The organism is Pseudoalteromonas sp. R86517 (assembly GCF_042466295.1).
GTDB lineage: Bacteria > Pseudomonadota > Gammaproteobacteria > Enterobacterales > Alteromonadaceae > Pseudoalteromonas > Pseudoalteromonas atlantica.
Genome location: NZ_JAXHCB010000001.1, coordinates 2,123,276 through 2,145,675, shown reverse-complemented (window position 1 = coordinate 2,145,675; position 22,400 = coordinate 2,123,276). Strand labels below are relative to the sequence as shown.

At 41.1% G+C, this 22,400-nt stretch carries 18 protein-coding genes; 13 read left to right on the top strand and 5 right to left on the bottom strand.

The annotated features are described in order from the left end of the window. Window positions 1-16 precede the first annotated feature (16 nt). A complete protein-coding gene (clpB, locus tag SJY38_RS09650; protein ID WP_273586177.1) occupies window positions 17-2,593 on the top strand; it encodes an ATP-dependent chaperone ClpB in 2,577 nt (858 codons plus the stop codon). Between the two features lie 46 nt (window positions 2,594-2,639). Here clpB and SJY38_RS09645 read toward each other — a convergent pair whose 3' ends face one another. After that, the gene (locus SJY38_RS09645) at window positions 2,640-4,187 is read right to left on the bottom strand and encodes a methyl-accepting chemotaxis protein (RefSeq protein WP_273586176.1); all 1,548 of its coding nucleotides are present in this window, start codon (window positions 4,185-4,187) and stop codon (window positions 2,640-2,642) included. A gap of 616 nt (window positions 4,188-4,803) precedes the next feature. Between SJY38_RS09645 and gshA the strand changes: the two genes are divergently transcribed. Together gshA and SJY38_RS09635 are read left to right on the top strand one after the other, a co-directional pair. Further along, window positions 4,804-6,390 carry a glutamate--cysteine ligase gene (gene gshA / locus SJY38_RS09640; protein ID WP_273586175.1) on the top strand — a complete coding sequence of 529 codons (1,587 nt, stop codon included), beginning with the start codon at window positions 4,804-4,806 and terminating at the stop codon, window positions 6,388-6,390. Between the two features lie 133 nt (window positions 6,391-6,523). Then, on the top strand, window positions 6,524-7,135 hold the full coding sequence (locus SJY38_RS09635; RefSeq protein ID WP_024031857.1) for a transglycosylase SLT domain-containing protein: 612 nt from the start codon (window positions 6,524-6,526) through the stop codon (window positions 7,133-7,135). Between the two features lie 60 nt (window positions 7,136-7,195). Here SJY38_RS09635 and SJY38_RS09630 read toward each other — a convergent pair whose 3' ends face one another. After that, window positions 7,196-8,464 carry an HlyC/CorC family transporter gene (locus tag SJY38_RS09630; RefSeq protein WP_004587330.1) on the bottom strand — a complete coding sequence of 423 codons (1,269 nt, stop codon included), beginning with the start codon at window positions 8,462-8,464 and terminating at the stop codon, window positions 7,196-7,198. A gap of 61 nt (window positions 8,465-8,525) precedes the next feature. Then, on the bottom strand, window positions 8,526-9,332 hold the full coding sequence (locus SJY38_RS09625) for an inner membrane protein YpjD (RefSeq protein WP_024031858.1): 807 nt from the start codon (window positions 9,330-9,332) through the stop codon (window positions 8,526-8,528). A gap of 253 nt (window positions 9,333-9,585) precedes the next feature. Here SJY38_RS09625 and ffh point away from each other — a divergent pair, with 253 nt between their 5' ends. From ffh to tyrA, 6 genes are all read left to right on the top strand, one after another. Next, window positions 9,586-10,965, top strand: coding sequence for a signal recognition particle protein (gene ffh / locus SJY38_RS09620; protein ID WP_024031859.1), 1,380 nt, complete (start codon window positions 9,586-9,588; stop codon window positions 10,963-10,965). 250 nt (window positions 10,966-11,215) lie between these two features. Next, window positions 11,216-11,464, top strand: a complete 249-nt coding sequence (gene rpsP, locus SJY38_RS09615; protein WP_004587327.1) for a 30S ribosomal protein S16 — start codon at window positions 11,216-11,218, stop codon at window positions 11,462-11,464. Window positions 11,465-11,481: 17 nt separating this feature from the next. Beyond that, on the top strand, window positions 11,482-12,018 hold the full coding sequence (gene rimM / locus SJY38_RS09610; protein ID WP_004587326.1) for a ribosome maturation factor RimM: 537 nt from the start codon (window positions 11,482-11,484) through the stop codon (window positions 12,016-12,018). Further along, window positions 12,018-12,785 carry a tRNA (guanosine(37)-N1)-methyltransferase TrmD gene (trmD, locus tag SJY38_RS09605; RefSeq protein WP_004587325.1) on the top strand — a complete coding sequence of 256 codons (768 nt, stop codon included), beginning with the start codon at window positions 12,018-12,020 and terminating at the stop codon, window positions 12,783-12,785. The genes rimM and trmD overlap by 1 nt, the downstream gene beginning before the upstream one ends. 33 nt (window positions 12,786-12,818) lie before the next feature. Continuing rightward, window positions 12,819-13,178: a 50S ribosomal protein L19 gene (gene rplS / locus SJY38_RS09600; RefSeq protein ID WP_004587324.1), complete on the top strand. Its 360-nt coding sequence runs from the start codon at window positions 12,819-12,821 to the stop codon at window positions 13,176-13,178. A gap of 251 nt (window positions 13,179-13,429) precedes the next feature. Beyond that, window positions 13,430-14,563, top strand: coding sequence for a bifunctional chorismate mutase/prephenate dehydrogenase (gene tyrA, locus SJY38_RS09595; protein ID WP_029773468.1), 1,134 nt, complete (start codon window positions 13,430-13,432; stop codon window positions 14,561-14,563). A 104-nt stretch (window positions 14,564-14,667) separates the two neighbouring features. Here tyrA and SJY38_RS09590 read toward each other — a convergent pair whose 3' ends face one another. Next, window positions 14,668-15,825 (bottom strand): chorismate mutase, encoded by a 1,158-nt coding sequence (locus tag SJY38_RS09590; RefSeq protein ID WP_054982179.1) that lies wholly within the window; start codon window positions 15,823-15,825, stop codon window positions 14,668-14,670. Between the two features lie 358 nt (window positions 15,826-16,183). Here SJY38_RS09590 and SJY38_RS09585 point away from each other — a divergent pair, with 358 nt between their 5' ends. Continuing rightward, window positions 16,184-19,198 carry an EAL domain-containing protein gene (locus SJY38_RS09585; protein ID WP_273586174.1) on the top strand — a complete coding sequence of 1,005 codons (3,015 nt, stop codon included), beginning with the start codon at window positions 16,184-16,186 and terminating at the stop codon, window positions 19,196-19,198. Between the two features lie 12 nt (window positions 19,199-19,210). Here SJY38_RS09585 and SJY38_RS09580 read toward each other — a convergent pair whose 3' ends face one another. Continuing rightward, window positions 19,211-19,540, bottom strand: a complete 330-nt coding sequence (locus tag SJY38_RS09580; RefSeq protein WP_029773471.1) for a translation initiation factor SUI1 — start codon at window positions 19,538-19,540, stop codon at window positions 19,211-19,213. Between the two features lie 129 nt (window positions 19,541-19,669). Here SJY38_RS09580 and SJY38_RS09575 point away from each other — a divergent pair, with 129 nt between their 5' ends. The 3 genes from SJY38_RS09575 to SJY38_RS09565 are packed head-to-tail and all read left to right on the top strand — an operon-like array spanning window position 19,670 to window position 22,340. Next, window positions 19,670-19,975 (top strand): STAS domain-containing protein, encoded by a 306-nt coding sequence (locus SJY38_RS09575; RefSeq protein ID WP_004587319.1) that lies wholly within the window; start codon window positions 19,670-19,672, stop codon window positions 19,973-19,975. Next, window positions 19,975-21,624 carry a fused response regulator/phosphatase gene (locus SJY38_RS09570; RefSeq protein ID WP_029773472.1) on the top strand — a complete coding sequence of 550 codons (1,650 nt, stop codon included), beginning with the start codon at window positions 19,975-19,977 and terminating at the stop codon, window positions 21,622-21,624. Before SJY38_RS09575 ends, SJY38_RS09570 begins: the two co-directional genes overlap by 1 nt. Before the next feature lie 56 nt (window positions 21,625-21,680). Then, the gene (locus tag SJY38_RS09565) at window positions 21,681-22,340 is read left to right on the top strand and encodes a GAF domain-containing protein (RefSeq protein ID WP_273586173.1); all 660 of its coding nucleotides are present in this window, start codon (window positions 21,681-21,683) and stop codon (window positions 22,338-22,340) included. The last annotated feature ends 60 nt before the right edge of the window (window positions 22,341-22,400 follow it).

The following is a 22,400-nucleotide window of genomic DNA, read 5'->3' as shown; positions in this document are numbered from 1 at the left end:
AAATAGGTAAACCCTCATGCGTTTAGATAGATTCACAAGTAAATTTCAATCTGCGCTTTCAGATGCTCAGTCGCTAGCATTAGGGCGCGATCATCAATTTATTGAACCCGTACATTTAATGTATGCGCTTTTACAGCAAAATGGCTCTAGCGTGCGCGCCTTGCTTGCACAAGCAGGCGTGAGTGCGGATGAGCTCAACACCAAGCTTTCTCAAGAAATAGAAAAGCTGTTTAAAGTTGAAGGAGTCGGGGGCGACGTACAGCTTTCTAATAACATGGCTTCGCTTATTAACTTATGTGATAAGTACGCGCAAAAGCGTAAAGATAAGTATATTTCGAGCGAATTATTTGTATTAGCTGCCTGTGACGACAAAGGCCCTTTAGGTGATATTTTTAGAACGCTTAATATCACTGCAACTAAAATAGAAAGTGCCATAAAAGCAATTCGCGGTGGCCAAAAGGTCGATGACCCTAACGCCGAAGAAACCCGACAAGCACTTGAAAAATATACCATTGATTTAACCGAGCGCGCAGAGCAAGGTAAGCTCGACCCCGTTATTGGGCGAGATGACGAAATCCGTCGCACGATTCAAGTTTTGCAGCGCCGTACTAAAAATAACCCCGTGCTTATTGGTGAGCCAGGGGTAGGTAAAACCGCCATTGCAGAGGGATTAGCGCAGCGCATTATAAATGGCGAAGTGCCAGAGGGCCTAAAAAGCAAGCGTGTTTTATCGCTAGATTTAGGCGCGCTGGTGGCGGGTGCTAAATACCGTGGTGAATTTGAAGAGCGTTTAAAATCGGTGCTCAACGAGCTGGCTAAAGAAGAAGGCCAAGTGATTTTATTTATTGATGAAATTCACACCATGGTGGGCGCAGGTAAAACCGACGGCGCTATGGATGCTGGCAATATGTTGAAGCCAGCGCTTGCTAGAGGGGAGCTACACTGTGTGGGCGCCACTACGCTTGATGAATACCGCCAATACATAGAAAAAGATGCCGCACTTGAGCGTCGTTTTCAAAAAGTATTGGTTGAAGAGCCCTCAGTTGAAGACACCATTGCCATTTTACGCGGCTTAAAAGAGCGCTACGAGTTACATCACTCTGTAGATATTACCGACCCGGCAATTGTCGCCGCTGCGCATTTATCGCACCGTTATATTAGTGACCGACAATTACCAGATAAAGCTATTGATTTAATTGACGAGGCTGGCTCGTCAATTCGTTTGCAAATAGATTCTAAGCCTGAGTCATTAGATAAGCTTGAGCGCCGTATTATTCAATTAAAACTTGAAGATAACGCTTTAGCTAAAGAAAAAGACGATGCAAGCCAAAAGCGGCGCAGCGAAATGCAGCAGCTCATCACCGACTTAGAAGCGCAATATCGAGAGCTTGATGAAGTATGGAATGCAGAAAAAGCCTCGTTACAAGGCACGCAAGTAATTAAGGCTGAGCTTGAACAAGCGCGCCTTGATTTAGAGGTTGCCCGCCGAGCAAGCGATTTACAGCGTATGTCGGAGCTGCAATACGGAAGAATTCCAGAGCTTGAGCGAAAACTTGATTTAGCCTCGCAAGCTGAAATGCAAGAAATGAGCTTACTAAAAAACCAAGTAGGCGAAGACGAAATTGCAGAAATACTTTCTCGTTGGACCGGGATCCCAGTATCGCGAATGCTGCAAGGTGAGCGAGAAAAACTGTTAAAAATGGAAGAGCAACTTCACAGTAAAGTGATAGGGCAGGACGAAGCAGTTGTAGCGGTCGCGAATGCGATACGACGCTCTCGTGCGGGGCTTGCCGATCCTAATCGACCAATAGGATCATTTTTATTTTTAGGACCAACTGGGGTGGGTAAAACAGAGCTTACTAAAGCGCTTGCAGGTTTTATGTTTGATACAGAAGATGCCATGGTGCGTATCGACATGTCAGAGTTTATGGAAAAACACGCGGTAGCACGTTTAGTGGGTGCGCCTCCCGGTTATGTTGGTTACGAAGAAGGCGGCTATTTAACCGAAGCCGTTCGCCGTAAGCCTTATTCTGTAATTTTGCTTGATGAAATAGAAAAAGCGCATCCCGATGTATTTAATATTTTATTGCAGGTACTCGATGATGGCCGCCTTACTGATGGGCAAGGGCGTACGGTTGATTTTAAAAATACGGTTATTATTATGACCTCAAATTTAGGCTCAGATATTATTCAAGAGCAAGCGGGCACAAACGACTACGCAACGCTTAAGAGCAAAGTTATGAATGTGCTCGTCAATGAATTTAGGCCAGAATTTATAAACCGTATTGATGAAACCGTCGTATTTCATCCACTTGCCAATGAGCATATTAAAGAAATTGCCGATATTCAGCTTGTTAAATTGCGTGAGCGTTTAACAGAAATGGGCTACTTATTAGAGATCAGTGATGCGGCGCTTGAAAAAATAGCCTCTAGCGGGTTCGACCCTGTTTACGGTGCTCGCCCATTAAAACGAGCTATTCAGCAAACAATCGAAAACCCACTGGCTCAGCAGCTATTAGGGGGAGAGTACAACCCTGGCGATATTGTCGTGATAGATGCAAACGAGCAGGGCCTGATTTTTTCAAAACGCTAATACAGACGCACAATAAGCCGCCAAACAGGCGGCTTATTGTCTTGCTTTATACTTTAAATGTATAAAGTAGGTTGTTTACTTTTTGAGAGCCGGCAACTAATTCTGCGGCATCTTTAGCAACGTCAAAACTTAAAGCTAAGTTTTCGTTACTCACTTCTTTTATATTATCTACATTATTAGCAATATCATGACTCACCATCTGCTGCTCCTCTGCAGCCGTCGATATACTATTTGTTAGCAATGCTATTTCACTAATTTGATTGAATATACTATCGAGCTCTTGGTGTGTTTGCTCGGTTGTTTGTACGCAGCCCTCGGCTTGTAGTTTTGTACTTTGCATTACCTTTGACCAATTAACCAATGTATCCTGTATATCTTTAATCGAGCTGTGAATTTGCCCCGTAGCACTTTGCGTACGAGATGAAAGGGCACGTACTTCATCGGCAACTACGGCAAAACCACGGCCATGCTCGGCTGCTCTTGCGGCTTCTATTGCAGCATTAAGCGCTAGTAAATTGGTTTGCTCAGCAATACCTTCTATCTCATTCATTACTTGGCCTATTTTATCCGCTTCCTGGGCGAGGTTATTAGCCGTATTGGCAGCATGATCTACGTGGGTTGCCAGCTCAGATACCATTTTTTTGTTATCAGCAATATGTTGTTTTATATCCGCGCAGCTGTGCTGAGTAGAATTAACTTTGTCGGCGGTAGTTGTTGTACTATTCGAAATCTCACCAATAGTGGCGGTCATTTGCGCCATAGCAGTGGCGATTTGTGTAAGCTGTGTGCTTTGCGCCTCAATGCCTTTTTCGGTGAGCGTCGACTTATCATCTAGGTTTTCAGCAATGTTATTAAAGGCATAGGTAGCATCTTTTACGCGCCCCAATACAGTTCTGAGCTTAGCAAGTAGCATTTGCTCTTTATAGTCACTCACACTTAACGGCGAGTTATCGCAAAAAACATAGCGCGAGATAGAGTCAGAATGCTGTTTATAGGTGTTTAATTTAGCAGGGGTTGCCACTAGCTCTTGATAATTTAAGGCCAAAATAAACACGCAAATTAATACGTTGATAACCGCTGCCATGGTTGAAAAGGCAAACCCACTCATTATTAGCCAGCTAAATACAATGGCTAACGTAAGCATTTGGCGCAAGTGTGTGCGTTCTTTAAAATTAAAAGCGGCTTTACCTCTATTTAATTTTTCATATAGTTTATGGGCTGTTAAAACATGTTTTTTATCTGGTTTTGTACGTACAGATTGATAGCCAACTAACTGATCACCTTCAAAGATAGGGGTTACAAATGCATCAACCCAGTAATAGCGCCCATCTTTACATCTATTTTTTACTATGGCGCGCCATGAGTGGCCGCTTTTTAGCGTACTCCACATTTCTTTAAATGCTGCTTTGGGCATATCTGGGTGGCGCACAATATTATGATTTTTACCAACGAGCTCCTGGGCACTAAACCCTGCTACATCGCAAAATGCCTTATTTGCATACGTAATGACTCCTCGTAAATCGGTTGTGGATACCAATTGCTGAGCATCACTAAAGTGAACCTCTTCATTTATTAAGCTTTGATTATGACGCATGTTAGTTTTAACCATCCTTTTTAATTAACTTGTCATTGTATTGGGTAAACTAAAGGAGGTGAAGTAAAGGCGCTGCGCTAAATAAAATTGTCATCAAAATTGCGACTTTTTATGATCTATATCAAATACTGCGTTTAAAATGTTAAAGCTTATGAAGAGTAATCTATTAATTCAGGGTCTTTATGTTTGGGGCGTGAGGGTTTTTGGTGGCTAAGTTTACAGCAGTGTGTTTGGTTTTTAGACAAGGGGTATGAGCAGGACGCGAAAGCTTTGTTCGGTTTTTACTTATTCTTACATGGATGTAAGTCATAATAATAACGCAGGGCAGTTATCGAGCCAATTAGGTTACAAATATTGCGCTGCGATTGAATCGCCCTTAGTTTGGACAAATTTCAATTCACAAAGGCCAATACGCCCTAGCAAAGCGATTGTATATTAGCGTGAGCAGTGGCAAGATTAGCTTGCTGGTTGATGCTTATTGTATCAAGCGCATGCTCAACAGGGTAAATAGCTAAAAATTTTGAAAAATTATATTGTTCTTAACAATTTAATCTTGAGTATGGGCAATTAGCCCCCATAACCCTAAGATTAAGCCACGTGGCCGAGGAAGCATTTTTTGACTATACATGATTTATCTAGCGCGCTAAACGCGTTATCAGCAACACCGCATCAGCACGCAATTAAAGGGATCAAACGTGGTATTGAGCGAGAGTCGCTGCGTATTAAAGGTAATGGCGCCATTTCCACTTTAGGACATCCTAAAGGCGTAGGTAGTGCATTAACAAACGGACATATTACTACCGACTTTTCAGAGTCATTACTTGAATTTATTACCCCTGTTAGTGAATCAGCGACAGAAACCTTAGCGCAATTAAAAGACCTGCAAAAGTTTACACTTGAGCACATGGGTGATGAGCTTTTATGGCCCATCAGTATGCCATGCTTTATTGAAGATCAAGATGACATCGTACTGGCTCAATTTGGTAACTCAAATACTGCGCGTATGAAAACCCTATACCGTGAAGGATTAAAAAACCGTTACGGTAGTATGATGCAAGCGATTGCGGGTGTTCATTTTAATATTTCTTTTCCAGAAACACTTTGGCAATCTTTACACACCTTAAAGCAAAGTAAGCAAAGCCTAGAAGCATTTATTTCGGATGGTTATTTAGCGCTTATTCGTAATTTTAAACGCGAGCTTTGGTTAATTAGTTACTTGTTTGGTGCCTCACCTGCATTATGTAATTCTTTTTTACAAGGTCGCAAAACTGACCTACCGTTTAAAAAACTAGGTAAAGGTACACTTTATTTAGAAGTAGGAACCGCGCTACGCTTGGGTGATTTAGGTTACACCAACAGTGCGCAATCTTCATTACGCGTAATGTATAACTCGCTTGATGAGTACGTTGCTGGGCTTAAAAAAGCAATCAACACGCCTTCTGACTTATACGGCGATATTGATGACTACACCACAGCAACACCTAAGCAGCTTAATAAAAATATTCTGCAAATCGAAAACGAATTTTATTCGCCGATCCGCCCTAAACGTAATGCTAAAAGTGGTGAAAAACCAACGGATGCATTATTAAGAGCAGGCATTGAGTATGTTGAAATTAGAGCGCTGGATGTAAACCCGTTTAGTGAAACGGGCATTGATATAGAGCAAATTCATTTTTTAGATGTGTTTTTAACGTATTGTTTGTTGAAAGACTCTCCAGAAATGCAGTGGAAAGAGCAAGCCCGCAGCACTGAGAATTTAGACACAGTGGTTAATCAGGGGCGTCAGTTAGGTGTTATGCTGAACGACAACAACCAACAGCGTACGTTACAAAGTTGGGGGAGAGAAATTTTTGACCAACTAAGTGAAGTCGCTGAGCATATGGATAAGGCGTATGGGGTGACCTATTACAGCGAAACCATCGCACAAATGGCTACTTGGGTTGATAACCCTGCGCTGACTTTTTCAGGGCGTTATGTGCGCGAGCTAGAAAGTGCGGGTATAGATAACGGTTTATTTGCTATTCAATTGGCTAATAAATATAAGCAAAGCCATGCGCACGCCAACTACAATGTGTTTTCTAAAGAATGGCTAGAGCAACAAGTTGTACTCTCGGATAAAGCGCGAGAAGAAATAGAGCGCGCCGACACGCTAAGCTTTACTGACTTTTTAGATGAATATTTTAATGCCAAAGCACCCGCTTAAGCTTTTTTAAGCAAAAAAAACGCAGCCCAAGGTGGCTGCGTAAATATTCTTCAGGGATGAAACAATGCTATACTGCTGCATTCATATACTCAGACCCACGCTTTTTTAAAAAGTTCAGTGAGATCTTATAAAAATGAAAAAAAATGCAATTATTTTATCTTTTGCCCTCTCTTTAGCTGGGTGTGCCACTGCGCCACCAAAGCAACCTAATGATCTTTGTAAAATTTTTGAAGAAAAGTCAGATTGGTACTTTGATGCAAAAGATGCACAAGAAAAATGGGGCTCACCTAAACATGTTCTTATGAGCATGATGTACCAAGAAAGCTCGTTTCGTCATGATGCCGCACCACCCATGGAGTATTTTTTATGGATAATTCCAACTGGGCGTGCCAGTGATGCTTACGGGTACTCACAAGCAAAAACTCCAACTTGGTCTGACTATATTCGTGAAACGGGTAACAGTGGGGCTGATAGGGATGATTTTGACGATGCAATCGACTTTATGGCATGGTTTGTTTATAAAACACATAAAGTAAATGGTATCTCTAAATGGGATGCTTACGCCCAATACTTAAATTATCACGAAGGGTGGGGCGGTTATAAACGCGGTACCTATAAAAAGAAAAAGTGGCTAATGAGTGTTGCTAATAAAGTAAAACACCGCGCAAGCCGTTATGGTGCGCAGCTTAAACGTTGTGAAGAGGAGCTTGATAAAGGCTGGTTTGAGCGACTGCTTTTTGGCTAACTACATATCTTAAAAGCAAAAAAAGGAGCCAAGGCTCCTTTTTTAATGCATTATTTAAACTTACAACTTACGTTGATTTGGCTTAATTTTTACCTGTTTTATCATATTCTCTTTTACTTCTAACACCTCAACAGGGTAGCCGGCTATTTTAAGGCTTAAATTAGCATCTGGAATATCTTCTAGGTATTCCACAATTAAACCGCTGAGTGTTTTAGGGCCATCAAGAGGAAACTCCCAGCCCATCTCTTTGTTTAAGTCGCGCACGTTAGCGCCGCCATCAACAAGGTAAGAGCCATCGCTTTGTGTGGTCACTTCTTCACTTGGCGTACGTGTTTGCGTGGTAGTAAAATCGCCAACCACTTCTTCAAGAATATCCTCAAGGGTTACGAGACCTTGTATGTCGCCATATTCATCAACCACTATACCAATACGTTCTTTTGATTGTTGGAACTTTAATAGCTGGGTATTTAGGGACGTCCCCTCAGGAATAAAGTAAATCTCACGTACAGCACGCAATAATGACGGTTTATCAAATTGCTCTTTGGTTAAAAGACGAAGAGCGTCACGCGAATGGATAAAACCTACCGCGTCATCAATATTGTCGCGATAAAGTAATACACGGGTGTGCTGAGCATGAGTTAATTGGCGGCTAATGAGCTTCCAATCGTCGTTAATATCAATCGCCACTATTTCGTTACGAGGGATCATAATATCTTCAACGGTCACTTGCTCTAAGTCTAAAATAGAGGTCAGCATGCTTTGGTGACGAGCTGGCAGTAATGCGCCTGACTCATTCACCACTGTTTTAAGCTCTTCTTTACTCATGCTGTGCTCATCTATTTGTGCTGAGCTGATACCAAATAGACGTAAAATACCGTTGGTCATCCAGTTCACAACAACCACAAATGGGAATAGTATTTTGAGTAACCCTTTGAGAATTATAGAGCTTGGAAAGGCTACTTTTTCAGGGTACAACGCAGCAAGCGTTTTTGGGGTTACTTCTGCAAATATTAGTACCACTAGCGTTAACACACCGGTTGCAATACCAATACCTAAATCACCGTATAAACGAATACCAATGATAGTGGCTACCTGGGCAGCAGCGATATTTACAAGGTTGTTACCAATTAATATTAGGCCAATGAGTCTATCAGGACGGCTAAGTAATTTACTGACTCGTTTAGCTGCGCGATGTTCCTCTTTTGCAAGGTGGCGCAAGCGTATACGATTAATTGACATGATCCCGGTTTCTGAACCCGAGAAATAAGCAGAAAAAAGCACCAATAAACCTAAAATGATAAACAAGGTACTTGTCGATATGTCGTCCAACGATGGATCCTTTTTTTATAAACCAATGCGTATTAAGCTAGAGTGAGCTGACAGAGTCAAGTTAAAACTTATTTAACACCACTTCTTGTATAAAACGGCTGCCAAAATAAGCAAGTGTGAGGATAAATGCAGCGACCATGATGGTAATAACCACAGGTTTACCACGCCAGCCTTTTTTCATGTGCCCCAGCGCAACAGTGACAAAAATAACCCATGCGACAAGCGATAAAATGGTTTTATGTATAAATTCTTTTGCAAACATCCCATCTAAAAACACAAACCCTGTTAATAAGGCAAAGGTAAGTAACACCGTACCTAAGTTTAATAGTTGATAGAGCTGACGTTCTACCACCATTAATGGTGGCAAATGGCTATGCACAATTGCTAAATCTTTACGTTTTAAGCGTTTATCAATAAAGTAAAACTGCACGCCGTATAAAGTAGCAATAATTAACACGCAATATGCTAACAGTGATAGCGATATATGTGTAATAAGGCCTATTTCAATATTAAAGCTTTGTAATAAAATATGGTGCGGTATAAACAAACTCGCAATGGTGAGTAGGGCTGCAAAGCCATAGACGACCGGTAACAGCAATGTAGCAGGGAACTTTAACGACACCGCAGTAACCGACACCACAATAACCCAGCAGGTCAGTAGTGCAACATTAACAATACTTAAATCTTGCCCATCGGAGCGAAACACCGAATTAACCAACAGCAGCATGTGCGCTAGTATAGCCACGGTACTTAAAATAACCGTTACCTTTTGGCTAGGACCTTGTTGATGAAACAGGCGTGTTAACACGTGAGACGTTGCTAACACATAAAATAAACTGGCAATAATAGTTAAACTAATAATCAGCATTGTGCTTGGGCCACTTATAATTAGAGTCAAATAATTCTTGTTGTTATAAGCACATTGTATTTTATAGCAAAGCAATTGCATAGACCTAAAAAAAGAAACTCAATAAGCTGTGCTTCAATACTGTATTGTGCGCCATCATTTACGGTATACTGTTTTTAATTGAAATTTAATACTATTGCTCCCATCTAATAAGTAAAATGCAAATAAGCGTGAGCTTATTGGGTCAATATAAACGTCTTATCGGAACCGTTACATGTTTGAGAACCTCCAAGAACGATTAGGTAAAACCTTAAAAAATATTAGTGGCCGCGGCCGTTTAACAGAAGACAACATTAAAGATACGTTACGTGAAGTACGTATGGCGTTTTTAGAAGCTGATGTTGCGTTGCCTGTTGTTCGCGAGTTTGTAAAGCAAGTTAAAGAACGTGCCGTAGGTGTTGAAGTAACTAAAAGCTTAAGCCCTGGCCAAGTATTTATAAAAATAGTGCGCGAAGAGCTTGAAAAAGCGATGGGTGAAGCCAACGAAGAGCTTAGCCTAAATGCACAGCCGCCAGCTGTTGTTATGATGGCTGGTTTACAAGGTGCGGGTAAAACAACCAGTGTTGGTAAGCTTGCTAAGTTTTTAAAAGAGCGTAAGAAAAAGTCAGTGCTAGTTGTTAGTGCCGATGTATACCGTCCGGCGGCTATTAAACAGCTTGAAACACTTGCCAGCGAAGTTGACGTGGATTTTTTCCCAAGTGATATTTCGCAAAAACCAGTAGATATCGCCACCGCTGCTATTTCTCATGCTAAAAAGAAATTTATAGACGTAGTTTTAGTCGATACCGCCGGCCGTTTGCACGTGGATAACGAAATGATGGGCGAAATTAAAGACCTTCATAAAGCAATCAACCCAATCGAAACATTATTTGTGGTTGATGCAATGACGGGTCAAGATGCGGCGAATACCGCTAAAGCATTTGATGAAGCGCTACCTCTAACCGGTGTTATTTTAACTAAAACAGATGGTGATGCACGCGGTGGTGCTGCTTTATCTATTCGCCATATTACCGGCAAGCCAATTAAATTTATGGGTGTGGGTGAGCGTACGGATGCACTAGAGCCGTTCCATCCAGATCGTATCGCATCGCGTATTTTAGGCATGGGGGATGTACTTTCATTAATCGAAGAAGTCGAAATGAAAGTCGATAAGGAAAAAGCAGCTAAGGTCGCTGAAAAAGTATTTAAAGGCAACGGCTTTACCCTTGATGATTTTGCAGAGCAATTAAAGCAAATGAAAAATATGGGTGGCATGATGTCGATGCTAGATAAGCTGCCTGGTATGCAAAACTTACCCGATGCTGTAAAAGGCCAAATGGGTGACAAAACCTTCATTCAAATGGAAGCAATCATCAGCTCTATGACCAAACAAGAGCGCGCGCGTCCTGAGATTATTAAAGGCTCTCGTAAAAAACGTATAGCCGCAGGCTCTGGTACACAGGTACAAGAGATAAATAAACTGCTAAAACAGTTTACGCAAATGCAAAAAATGATGAAAAAAATGAAAGGTAAAGGCGGCATGCAAAAAATGATGCGCGGCATGAAAGGCATGTTACCACCTGGAATGATGGGTGGCGGTGGCCCTAAATTTTAATGTAGCGCTTAAATAGCCGCTATATAATGTATAACAAAAGGGCTAATTGGCCCTTTTTTGTTGAATAAATTATGCGCGTGGTGCATGATAATCTATTAATTGCGGCTCAGATCACAGTTTAACCTACTAAAGTGGCTTTTTGCTTCACTTCTTACTTGCATTGTTGCTAAAAACTCGTACAATTCCCCAGCTCCCCATACTGGGGAGTAAATCTTATTAATGAAAACAGTCAATCTATTTAGAGGACGGTATGGTAACTATTCGTTTGCAACGTGGTGGCGCTAAAAAACGCCCTTTCTATCAAATTGTGGTTGCGGATAGCCGTTTCTCGCGTGACGGTCGCTTCATCGAGAAAATTGGTTTCTTTAACCCAATTGCTTCAGGTCAAGAAGAAAAACTTCGTTTAGATTTACCTCGTGTTGATCACTGGGTAGGTCAGGGCGCAGGTCTTTCTGATCGTGTAGCTAAGTTAGTTAAAGACGCTCGTAAAGCGGCTTAATAGGCGTAAGTGTAACCATGAGTCAAGAGAACACCTCATCAATTATTGTCGTAGGAAAGCTCGGTGCCCCATATGGTATAAAGGGCTGGCTTAAGGTACATTCATTTACTGATGATCCCCAAGGGATCTTCGATTTCAGCCCGTGGTTGATAGGGCAACAAGGTAAATGGCAGACCTTAGAAGTGGTCGACTGGCGTCGCCACAACAAAGGCTTTATCGCTAAAATTGCGCAAGTAAACGACAGAGACGAAGCAATGGCTTATACCCATGCAGAAATATCTGTTGATTCAGCGCAATTACCAGAACTCCCGCAAGGCGAGTTTTATTGGCGAGATCTCATTGGCATGTCGGTTGTAACTGATAAAGGTTACAATTTAGGCACTGTTGATGACCTGATGGAGACAGGATCGAATGACGTACTGGTTGTTAAAGCAAACAGTAAAGATGCATTTGGTCAAGCTGAGCGTTTGATTCCTTTTTTAACTGATTCAGTAATTAAAGAAGTTAAATACGAAGCGAGAGAAATTACCGTAGACTGGGATCCTGGGTTTTAATGACTCAAACTAGTTCATTATGGGTAGGGGTAATAAGCCTTTTCCCAGACATGTTTGATGCTATTACACACCAAGGTGTCACTGGTCGCGCAGTGAAAAATGGCTTAATTGACTTTAACTGCTGGAATCCACGTGACTATGCTTTAGATAAGCACAGAACCGTAGATGACCGTCCTTACGGGGGCGGCCCAGGTATGTTAATGATGGTTGAACCATTAAAACAAGCCATTCTTGACGCTAAAAAAGCGGCAGGTGATGGCGCAAAAGTAATTTATATGTCCCCGCAAGGGCGCAAATTAGATCAGCAAGGGGCTAGCGAACTCGCAAACTCTGAAAAGCTGATTTTGATTGCCGGTCGCTATGAAGGTATAGACGAGAGAATAATAGAGTCATACGTTGACGAAGAATGGTCAATTGGTGATTTTATTTTGAGTGGTGGTGAATTACCTGCCATGACATTAATTGATGCAGTAGCGAGATTAGTGCCAGGCGTGTTAGGTCATAACCAGTCAGCAGAGCAAGACTCATTTTCGGATGGCTTGCTAGATTGTCCTCACTATACACGGCCAGAAACATTGGACGACAAACAGGTGCCTGCTGTACTACTCAGTGGAAACCACCAAGAGATAGCAAAATGGCGGCTTAAGCAGTCATTAGGCAGAACTTGGCTACGACGTCCTGACTTGTTGCATAACCTAGCTCTGACTGAGGAGCAAGCGGTATTACTCGCACAATTTCAGCAAGAGTACCAAAAAGCTTGTGGCTAGAAGACAGTTACACCTAGGAAAGTGAGAAACATAATGGCAAAAGTAAACCAAAATATTATTAAAGCGCTTGAAGAAGAGCAGCTTAAAACAGACGTACCAGCATTCGGCGCTGGTGATACAGTAGTTGTACAGGTACGTGTAAAAGAAGGTAACAAAGAGCGTCTACAGGCCTTTGAAGGTGTTGTAATCGCTAAGCGTAATCGTGGTCTTCACTCAGCATTCACAGTTCGTAAAATTTCGAGCGGTGAAGGTGTTGAGCGTGTATTCCAAACGCACAGCCCTCTTATTGATAGCGTAACAGTTAAGCGTCGCGGTGCGGTTCGTCGTGCTAAGCTTTACTACCTACGTGAGCGTTCTGGTAAATCTGCACGTATTAGAGAAAAACTTAACTAATACGCGCTGTTTATCAACGCAAAGAAAACGGGTTGCAGCCTCACGGTTGCAACCCGTTTTGGTTTTTAAGCATTAAATAACATACTACCTCTTCACAAAAGCATCCCTCTGTATTAAGTAATCTTCACTCGCGTTGTTACATTAGCCTTTTAACCCATACTTGATCCTGTTAGTATTTAACGTATTGATTAGTTTACTTAAATGTAAATATATATTTACGAAATGAGTTGTTTATAGGTGGAATGAGAAACGTGGCTGAATTAAGTGATTTATCACAATTACGAGATGGCATAGATGAGTGCGATGCGCAATTAGTTGCTTTACTTGCAAAGCGAAATGCAATAACCCAAAAAATTGGTGCTATTAAACAGCAAAATGGCGCCCCCCTGCATGCCCCTGAAAGAGAAGCTGCTTTGCTCGCTGCTCGTCGTGATGAAGCGATTAAACAAGGAGTCAGCCCTGAACTTGTTGAAGACATATTAAGGCGCATGATGCGCGAAGCCTATCAAAACCAACAAGCTAAACTTGCCTGTGCCGCCCCTGATTTATCACCTATTGTAATTGTAGGTGGGCAAGGGGCAATGGGCCAGTTATTTGCTCAGCAGTTTATTCGTTCAGGTTATGAAGTTAAGATTTTAGATAAAGATCAGCAAAACGATGCTAAAGCCATTTTAGCTGGCGCAAAATTAGTGATGATCAGCGTGCCTATCAATGCACTTGAGGCCGTTGTTGCTAAGCTACCTAAACTTGATGATGACTGTTTGCTTGTTGATATTACCTCAGTTAAGCAATCACCCATTAAGGCATTAAAGGCGGCGCACTCTGGGCCCGTTGTTGGCCTGCACCCTATGTTTGGCCCTGATATTTCTCACTGGGTTAAACAAACCGTTGTTGTGTGTGAAGGCCGAGCGCATGATGCTGCAAAAGGCTTACTGCAGCAGTTGCAAGTATGGGGTTGCCAACTTGTTGAGCTAGATGCTAAAAAGCATGATGAAGCAATGCAAATAATACAAGTAATGCGCCACTTAACGACCTTTGTTTATGGGCAGTTTTTAGCAAAGCAAAGCCATACGCTTGAGGAACTAAGAAGCTGCTCGTCTCCTATTTATCAGTTAGAGTTGATGATGGTAGGGCGCTTATTTGCACAATCTCCTGAGCTATACTCAGATATAATGTTGGCCCAGTTTGATAATGTTGAGAGTTTATTAGCGCAATACCAAGAGACCTTTGCACAAACTCTTGAAAAGCTAAAAGCGGGAGATAAAGGCGCACTCATCGATGCATTTGCTGATGCTAAAGCGTATTTTTCAGATTCTACCGCGCACTTTTTAACGCAAAGCCGTAGCCTGCTAAATAAAGCAAATGACGCCAAGGTATTAGATTAAAAGGGTTAAAAATGTGTAGTTACTTAAGCTATACGTTGAAAGCATTTTAAATGAGCGATTAAAAAAGGGCCTACTTAGGCCCTTTTTAGTATTTGCGTGTTAGGTTAGGTATTTACACTCACAGCTTGTAAAGACTCACTTTGATAACAGCCTAAAACGCGCACATATTGAGTATGCTCTTTTAGCTCCTCTAAGGCATGTTGTACTTGGCTATCGGCAAGGTTTGCTTCTAAGTCCACATAAAACACTTCTTCCCACGGGTTACCCGGTACAGGACGAGACTCTAGTTTAACTAAGTTTATTTGATGTTGCTTAAACACCATTAAAGCATCAGCCAATGAACCTGCTTGTTGTTTAGTGGCCATAATAAGGCTGGTTTTAGTCGGTATTTGTTTAGATACCTGCAGAGGTTTGCGCGCCACAACGATAAAGCGGCTGTGGTTTTCACTTTGATTCGCAAGGTTTGATTTAATCACTTCAAGACCAACGTTTTTACCTGCCTGCGCTGAGCCAATAGCCGCACTATTTGGCGTATTTAAAGCTGACTGAAGAGCACTTGAGGTTGAATCACAGGTTTCATGTTGTAAATCACCGAGGCCTTGTAAAAAGCGACTACATTGAGCAAATGGCTGAGGATGGGCATAAATTTTAGTTAATTGGCTTAATTCAGTATCTGGGGTAGCAAGTAAGCAGTGCTCTACACTGTGTGTAACTTCACCTACAATTGATACTTGAGCATGTTGTAATAAATCAAATACTTCGTTAATACTGCCCGAGCTGGTGTTTTCTATAGGCAACAAACCAAAATCTGCTTGGCCATTTTCTACTTTGCCCGTAATTTCATCAAACGAGGTACAGCCAATTTCGACTAACTTACCAGGGCGGCGGCTAAAGTATTTATGACATGCTAGTTGACTGTACGAGCCTTGCCCGCCTAAGTAAGTAACGCGATGGGTTTCGCTTAATGCATCGGGGTTTAAGTTTTTTTGCAGCATGGCCTGTTGATGCAGCACAGAGTCTTCCAAAATGGTTTGAAAAACGTTATTCACATAATACGCATCTAGACCAAGCGACTTGCCATAACCAATCAGCTTTTCGAGTAAGGCTAGTTCGCGCGCTTCATCACGAATCGGTTTGTTATTCGCAATTTTATACTCAACAACACCGTGGCTAATACGGCGGCGCTTAGCTAATAACACCAATAGATCAGAGTCTATTTCGTTAATATCGTGTCTGAGCGCGTTTAAAACATCGTTGGTCATTTTGGTTTCCTCATTCCAAAAATAAGTTGCTTAGTGCAACTAAAACAAAAAAGCCTCCCAAGTGGGAGGCTTTGCTATTCGATTGATTTTATCTCACAAACAGTTCAGCCTCTTTTATATAAAGAAGCTAAAAAAAGAAAAAAAAGTGCAAGATAAGATAATTTTCATGCTGTTAATGTATGAGGTGTTACTAGCAAAGTCAACAAGCAAGCCAGTTTAAATAGACATAATGAATAATTATCAGCTCCTAGCTAACATTTAGATAAAATTTACAAATAGTTTATAAATATGAATAGGGATCTGGTATATTTCAGGTATTAGCTAAAAATAACAACAACTAAAATAGTAAGGTTGGCCTGTGGTGTATAGACGCCCTCCATCGCGTTTTGGACTAAATTCTTTAAGTGTAAAGCTGTCGTTGCTTATATCTGCAATTTGTTTAATTGCCGGTGTGTGCGCTGCCGCGCTGATGCTTAAATCTGAAGAAAAACAATTAGTTTTCGAAGAGCATGAAGTACTTAAAAGCTCCACCGAATTACTTATCAGGCAATTTGACGCACTAATCAAAACAAAATCAGCCGTTGCCAAACAGGCTAATAATGTTGTGTCGGAGCAGCTATTTAGTGATAGTTCAGCAATCAATTTATCTAACAAAACCCAGTTACAATTTAATAGCGACGGCACTATACGCAGTGCATCGAGCGACGGCCTTTCAGCCGCATTTCTTCCTCAGCAGCATTATTCTCCTTTTTATAAGCGTTTATTTAATAACTCAGAGTCGTTATGGAAAGTCATTTCACCAACCTTAATTCACGACTTTTTTAATTTTTATATGATCACCAAAGACGATTTCATCCGTGTCTCGCCTCCCAATTGGGCGTTAAACGCACCGGCTGAACTCAGAGGCTCTAATGGTGCAACATTTAAGTATGTACAAAGTGATTTAAACCCCAGCAGAGAACCTGTTTGGTCTAAGGTTTATTACGATAAAGTATGGCATAAATGGGTTATTAGTTTGCTTGTCCCTTTGTATGTTGATAATGAATTTTTAGGGGTGACCGGCAGTGATATAGATTTAAACACGTTGATTTCATTTTTACCTGTGGGCGATAAAGAAAAACATTTACTGGTATTTGATAAAAAAGGCCAACTGCTTGCGCACCCGAGTCTTAACCCAGCGCTACAAGCAAGTTATGGCAGCAAAGATAAAACAATAACAACAAACGAATTTGTTAATCCGCAATTGCAAGCCATTATAAATGAAGCAATTACCATGAAATTACCAGAGTATGCTAATTCGTTTGTACAAAACGATGAAGCACACATTATTAATATTCGTAAAATTGATAAACTAGACTGGTATATTGGGGTTTATAAAAAACGCTCATCAACGCTCTCTGCTCTGCAAGATTTAAAACTGAAGTTTTTTGGTTTGTTTGTGCTTTATGCGGTCTTGGTTGCCTTATTGTTACACCAAGCGCTGTATCAGCTAGTGCTTCGCAGAATTCACACATTAGTACATGCAGTTACTGGCTTTGGTAAAGGGCAATTACTAACCGAATTCCCGCCAGAGAACAAAGACGAAATAGGCACGCTAAACGGCTCATTTAGAGATATGACCGTAGAAATTCGTAAGCTTATAGATGGGTTAAACCAACGAATTACAGAAAAAGAAATTGCCGAGAAAGCCGCTAATAGGCTCTCTAAAGCCGTTGCCTTCTCAGGAACCGGCGTGGTAATCACCGATGAAAACTTTGTTATAGAATACGTTAATCCCAAAATGCTGGAGATGACAGGCTACCCAGAGAGCCACTTTAACCGCGCGCCGCTGTTGAATATTATCGCATCTGAGATGGCCATTTTGGTTGAAGATATCAATATCGACCTTCGCAGTAGAAACTATTGGCGTGGTGATACCTTGATTCAGGGCAATGATAAACAGCCTATTTGGGTATCGTTAAGTGTTTCTCCTATTCGCGAAGACGGCGGTGAGATCACCAGTTATGTAGCCTCCGCACAAGATATTTCGTTTGTTAAAGAAAGCCAGCGCAAAATGGAGCAGCTTGCGTACTTTGACACGTTAACGGGCTTAGCAAACAGAACCTTTTTTAGAATGCAGCTGCGTAAATCAATGGCTTTGGCTGAGCGCGGCCATTATGCGTTTGCACTTTTTTACTTTGATTTAGATGAATTTAAGCGCATTAACGATACGTTAGGCCATGATGCAGGCGATCAACTACTAATTGAAGTTGCTAACCGCCTTAAAGCACGCTTACGCGCCGAAGATACAATTGCCCGCCTAGGGGGCGACGAATTTGCTGTATTACTCAGTGGTATTGAAAGCCAAGAGCATGCCAGTGATGTCGCAAATACTATTCAAAAAACACTTAATGTGCCTATAAAGCTTGGCAATAACGAAGTAATAGTCAGCGCTAGTATTGGTATTACAATGGCCCCTTACGATAGCCTAGAAGAAGATCAGCTTTTAAAACATGCTGATTTAGCAATGTATGAGGCAAAAGCCAAAGGGCGTAATACTTACCACTTTTATAGCCAAGAGCTGAACGCGGCTGCCAATGAAAGGCTGTTCATTGAAAACGAATTACGCCATGCGATTAAAGAAAAACAGTTTGAGGTTTATTATCAGCCGCAAATAAACTCATTAACTCAGCACGTTGTAGGCTATGAAGCGCTACTACGCTGGTTCCACCCAGTAGAAGGGCTTATATCGCCGACCAAGTTTATTCCTATTGCTGAGGCAACAGGGCTCATTGTGGAACTCGGTGAGTGGGTATTACAGCAATCGTGCGAGTTTGCCGTGCGTTTAGCGCAAGATGGACGAGATAACAACGTATCTATTAATTTATCGGCACGTCAGTTTAAAGACGCTAATTTAGTGCCCATGCTCAGCAGTATTATAAAACAAACAGGGGTAAGTGCTAAGCGGTTACACTTGGAGCTTACCGAAAGTATGCTAATGGGCAATGTTGAAGCTGCCATTACGCAATTACACGAACTAAAAGCACTGGGCATTTCAATATCGATTGATGATTTTGGTACTGGCTATTCGTCACTAAGTTACTTAAAACGATTCCCGGTCGACATATTAAAAATTGACCGCTCGTTTGTAAAAGATATCCCTGCTGATTCTAATGACATGGAAATTACCGCCGCTATTATAGCCATGGCGCAAAAGCTTAAATTAGACGTAGTTGCAGAAGGGGTTGAAACGATAGAACAAGTAGAGTTTTTGCAAAATAATAATTGTTATATTGTGCAAGGGTTTTATTACAGCAAACCGATTGCTGAGAACGAACTGCCAGTGTTATACAAAAAATTAAACGATGCGCCTAACATTGCTAGTAGCAAATAAAAAGTTGCGGGTTTAGCCACCCGCAATTTTTACTTTAAATTTAAGGGTTTCTAAAATCCCTTTTAATTTTTCGCGATCATCGCCTTGAACTTCAATAATCCCTTCTTTTACCGCGCCACCTTGGCCCATTTTACTTTTTATGGTTTTAGCTAGCTTTTTTAGCTCGTGCGCTTTTGGATCTATACCCACAACCAACATCACACCTTTACCTTTTCGGCCCTTAGTTTGGCGCTCTATGCGGATAAAGCCATCTTTAAATAGTTTTGCAGTGGGTTCTTGCTCAACCTTTGGCTGGCTAATTCGGCCCATATCGGTTGAATATACTAAGCGGTTATCACTCATAATTTACCTAAATAAACGTTTTTATTGATGTATGAAATAATAACAAATTTGCTGGCGAGTGTTTTTATTTTTGCTAAATACTTTTAACAGGTTATATTTAGGTCAAAGGAAATATTATTGGAGTTTATAATGAGTTTAACAAAGAGTTTATCGGTTGATGAAAGTACTTTAACGATACAAATTAAAGGCAAATTTGACTTTAATTTAGTGCAATCATTTCGCCAAGCCTATGCCCAAATTGAGCCTAAAACAAATAAAGTGATTATCGATTTAAGAGAGACCGACTACATGGATAGCTCTGCTCTTGGTATGTTGCTTAACATGAAAAAAACCATTGAAAGCCAGGTACAAACAATAGAGATCAGTAATTGTCAGCCTCAGCTTAAAAAAATACTGCAAATATCACGTTTTGATAAGAAGTTTGATATTAACTAATGACCCACGTACTTATTGTTGACGATCAGGCGCTTAATCGCATCCTGCTCGAAAAAATGCTGCTCGAAGAAAACTATAAAATATCAATTGCGTTTAACGGCTTAGAAGCACTTGAGGTGTTAGAAAAAGAAGCGATTGATATTGTTCTACTCGATGTACTTATGCCGGTAATGGATGGTTTTGAAGCTGCAAAGCTGATAAAGCAGCGATACAACGACGTTTATCTACCCATTATTTTTATTACTTCACTGGAAGATCAAAGCAGCTTTGAGCGTTGTTTAGAAGTAGGCGGGGATGACTTTATTCAAAAGCCGTTTGAAAAAGTAATTTTAAACGCAAAAATTAAAGCGCACAGTCGTACGCGCGAATTAAGTAAAAAAGCCCATCAACAAAACACCTTACTTGAGTATCATCGCAATCAAATAGAGCGCGAGCACGAAATAATTGAGCACATTTTTAATAACTCGCTCGAAAACCAAGATAAGTTTAAAGACCATTTAGACTTTAGCCTTTCTCCTGCTTCTATGTTTAACGGTGACATGTTTTTAGTCGCGCAAAGCCCAATAGGCAATTTATATTGCATGTTGGGTGATTTTACCGGGCATGGGTTAGCGGCCGCGATTGGAGCATTACCTGCATCACGGGTGTTTTACACTATGGTGCAAAAAGGCATGGCTGTTAACGATATCGCCTCTGAGATCAATATATTACTGCATAATTTACTGCCAGAGCACATGTTCTGCGCGGCGACTATTATTGAACTCAGTGCCTCGGGAAAAAGTATTTCAGCCTGGCTTGGTGGCTTACCAGATGCGTATTTAATAAATACCGATGGTGAAGTAAAGCAAACGCTTGAGTCGCAACATATGGCGCTGGGGATTTTAGACCGCGATGAATTTGAATATGAGCTAATTAATTTAGAAGTTGATAAAAACACCCGCTTGGTGCTTTCAACCGATGGCATAATAGAAACTAACAACGACGCGGATATTTTTTATGGTGAGCAGCGCTTTTTAGCAGCACTTAAAAGCAAGCCGATGATCAGCAGTCAGCGTGTTATAGATAATGTAAATACCTTTGCCAATGGCAGTGAGCAATTAGACGACTTAAGCTTAGTGCTGCTTAATTGTTTGCCGCTAACCCCTGAGCCTGAGGCCAAAGAGGCGTATTCTAATTTGGCATTTAACTTTTCACTTAGCTTAAACGCGCAGCAAATTAAATGCACAGACCCTGTGTATGATGTTGTTAATGTATTAAGCAGTGTTGAGGGGCTTAGGTCGCATCGCTCAAATATATTTTTATTGCTTTCTGAGGCGTATAACAATGCACTTGATCATGGTGTGTTAGGCCTTGATTCAGACATAAAAAAACAAGACGATGGCTTTTTTAAATACTATGAATTAAGAGAGCAAGCACTGAGTAAAATGAAAGAGGCGATGATTATTATTGATATGCGTTATTGCCCAGATACCTTGTGCTTGTACTTTATTATTTGTGACTCGGGTAGGGGGTTCTCAAGTGACTCTTCTACACGTACCGAACTCAACGCAGAGTTTGGCCGTGGCTTATCGTTACTCGAAGAAGTGGCAGAAAAAGTCACGTATAACGCAAGTGGTAACCAAGTCGAAATGTGTTACAAGTTGCTATAGCTCAGAAAAAATTTCCATGTTATTATCTAGAAAATTTTAGATGTATGGATGGCCAAATGATTTCTTCTTACCTTGATATTGCGCAATTAAATATAGACCCACAATTAATTGCCAAAGAGCTAGAGCAGCTAGAACAGTATATTGCTGCAAGCGCGCTGCCGTCTGTACGTTGGGAATATCAAATTCCTGAACTCGGTGAAGGCGGTGCGTGTAGTTTGTTTGGTTATTTACAAGATGAGCCATTTAAACTTACTGATCACGTGAGCGCGACTTCACAAAACGAGCAAAAACTAGCAAACCTACAAAATATAGTTAATTACATAGAGCAGCAAACACAGGTCGATTGGTATGGTATTTATCAAGCGGTTGACAGTGCTCAGGGTCCGCAATTATTAAAGCTGGCGTATCAAGGTGCGCCAAGCCGTCCACTGTTTCCTCTTACTGAAGCATTTGCAGCAGGCAGCAATAATGTACAAGTTGCATTGTCTAAGCGCGGGCGTGTAATTAACAACATAGAAAACTATTTAGCACAAGGTGGCGAGTACTATACGTGCGACCCTAAAGTGAAAGCTGAAACCTGTTTACCCTTATTTAATGAGCAACATGAATGCGTCGGTATTATAGATGCAGAGGCATTTAGTAACGACTTTTTTGATAGCCGTACACTGGCTGTATTAGTTGCGTGCTGCATTAAAATTCCTCACTTTCTAGTGTAAATATCACTAGCCAAGAAGGTAAGCTTTTATGTTAAGCTTACTACAACAGCCAACCCCTAA

Coding starts and splice junctions, on each gene's coding strand:
- clpB (WP_273586177.1), top strand. CDS start 17: ATGCGTTTAGATAGATTCACAAGTAAATTTCAATCTGCGCTTTCAGAT.
- SJY38_RS09645 (WP_273586176.1), bottom strand. CDS start 4,187: ATGCGTCATAATCAAAGCTTAATAAATGAAGAGGTTCACTTTAGTGAT.
- SJY38_RS09635 (WP_024031857.1), top strand. CDS start 6,524: ATGAAAAAAAATGCAATTATTTTATCTTTTGCCCTCTCTTTAGCTGGG.
- SJY38_RS09625 (WP_024031858.1), bottom strand. CDS start 9,332: ATGCTGATTATTAGTTTAACTATTATTGCCAGTTTATTTTATGTGTTA.
- ffh (WP_024031859.1), top strand. CDS start 9,586: ATGTTTGAGAACCTCCAAGAACGATTAGGTAAAACCTTAAAAAATATT.
- rpsP (WP_004587327.1), top strand. CDS start 11,216: ATGGTAACTATTCGTTTGCAACGTGGTGGCGCTAAAAAACGCCCTTTC.
- rimM (WP_004587326.1), top strand. CDS start 11,482: ATGAGTCAAGAGAACACCTCATCAATTATTGTCGTAGGAAAGCTCGGT.
- trmD (WP_004587325.1), top strand. CDS start 12,018: ATGACTCAAACTAGTTCATTATGGGTAGGGGTAATAAGCCTTTTCCCA.
- rplS (WP_004587324.1), top strand. CDS start 12,819: ATGGCAAAAGTAAACCAAAATATTATTAAAGCGCTTGAAGAAGAGCAG.
- SJY38_RS09590 (WP_054982179.1), bottom strand. CDS start 15,825: ATGACCAACGATGTTTTAAACGCGCTCAGACACGATATTAACGAAATA.
- SJY38_RS09580 (WP_029773471.1), bottom strand. CDS start 19,540: ATGAGTGATAACCGCTTAGTATATTCAACCGATATGGGCCGAATTAGC.
- SJY38_RS09575 (WP_004587319.1), top strand. CDS start 19,670: ATGAGTTTAACAAAGAGTTTATCGGTTGATGAAAGTACTTTAACGATA.
- SJY38_RS09570 (WP_029773472.1), top strand. CDS start 19,975: ATGACCCACGTACTTATTGTTGACGATCAGGCGCTTAATCGCATCCTG.
- SJY38_RS09565 (WP_273586173.1), top strand. CDS start 21,681: ATGATTTCTTCTTACCTTGATATTGCGCAATTAAATATAGACCCACAA.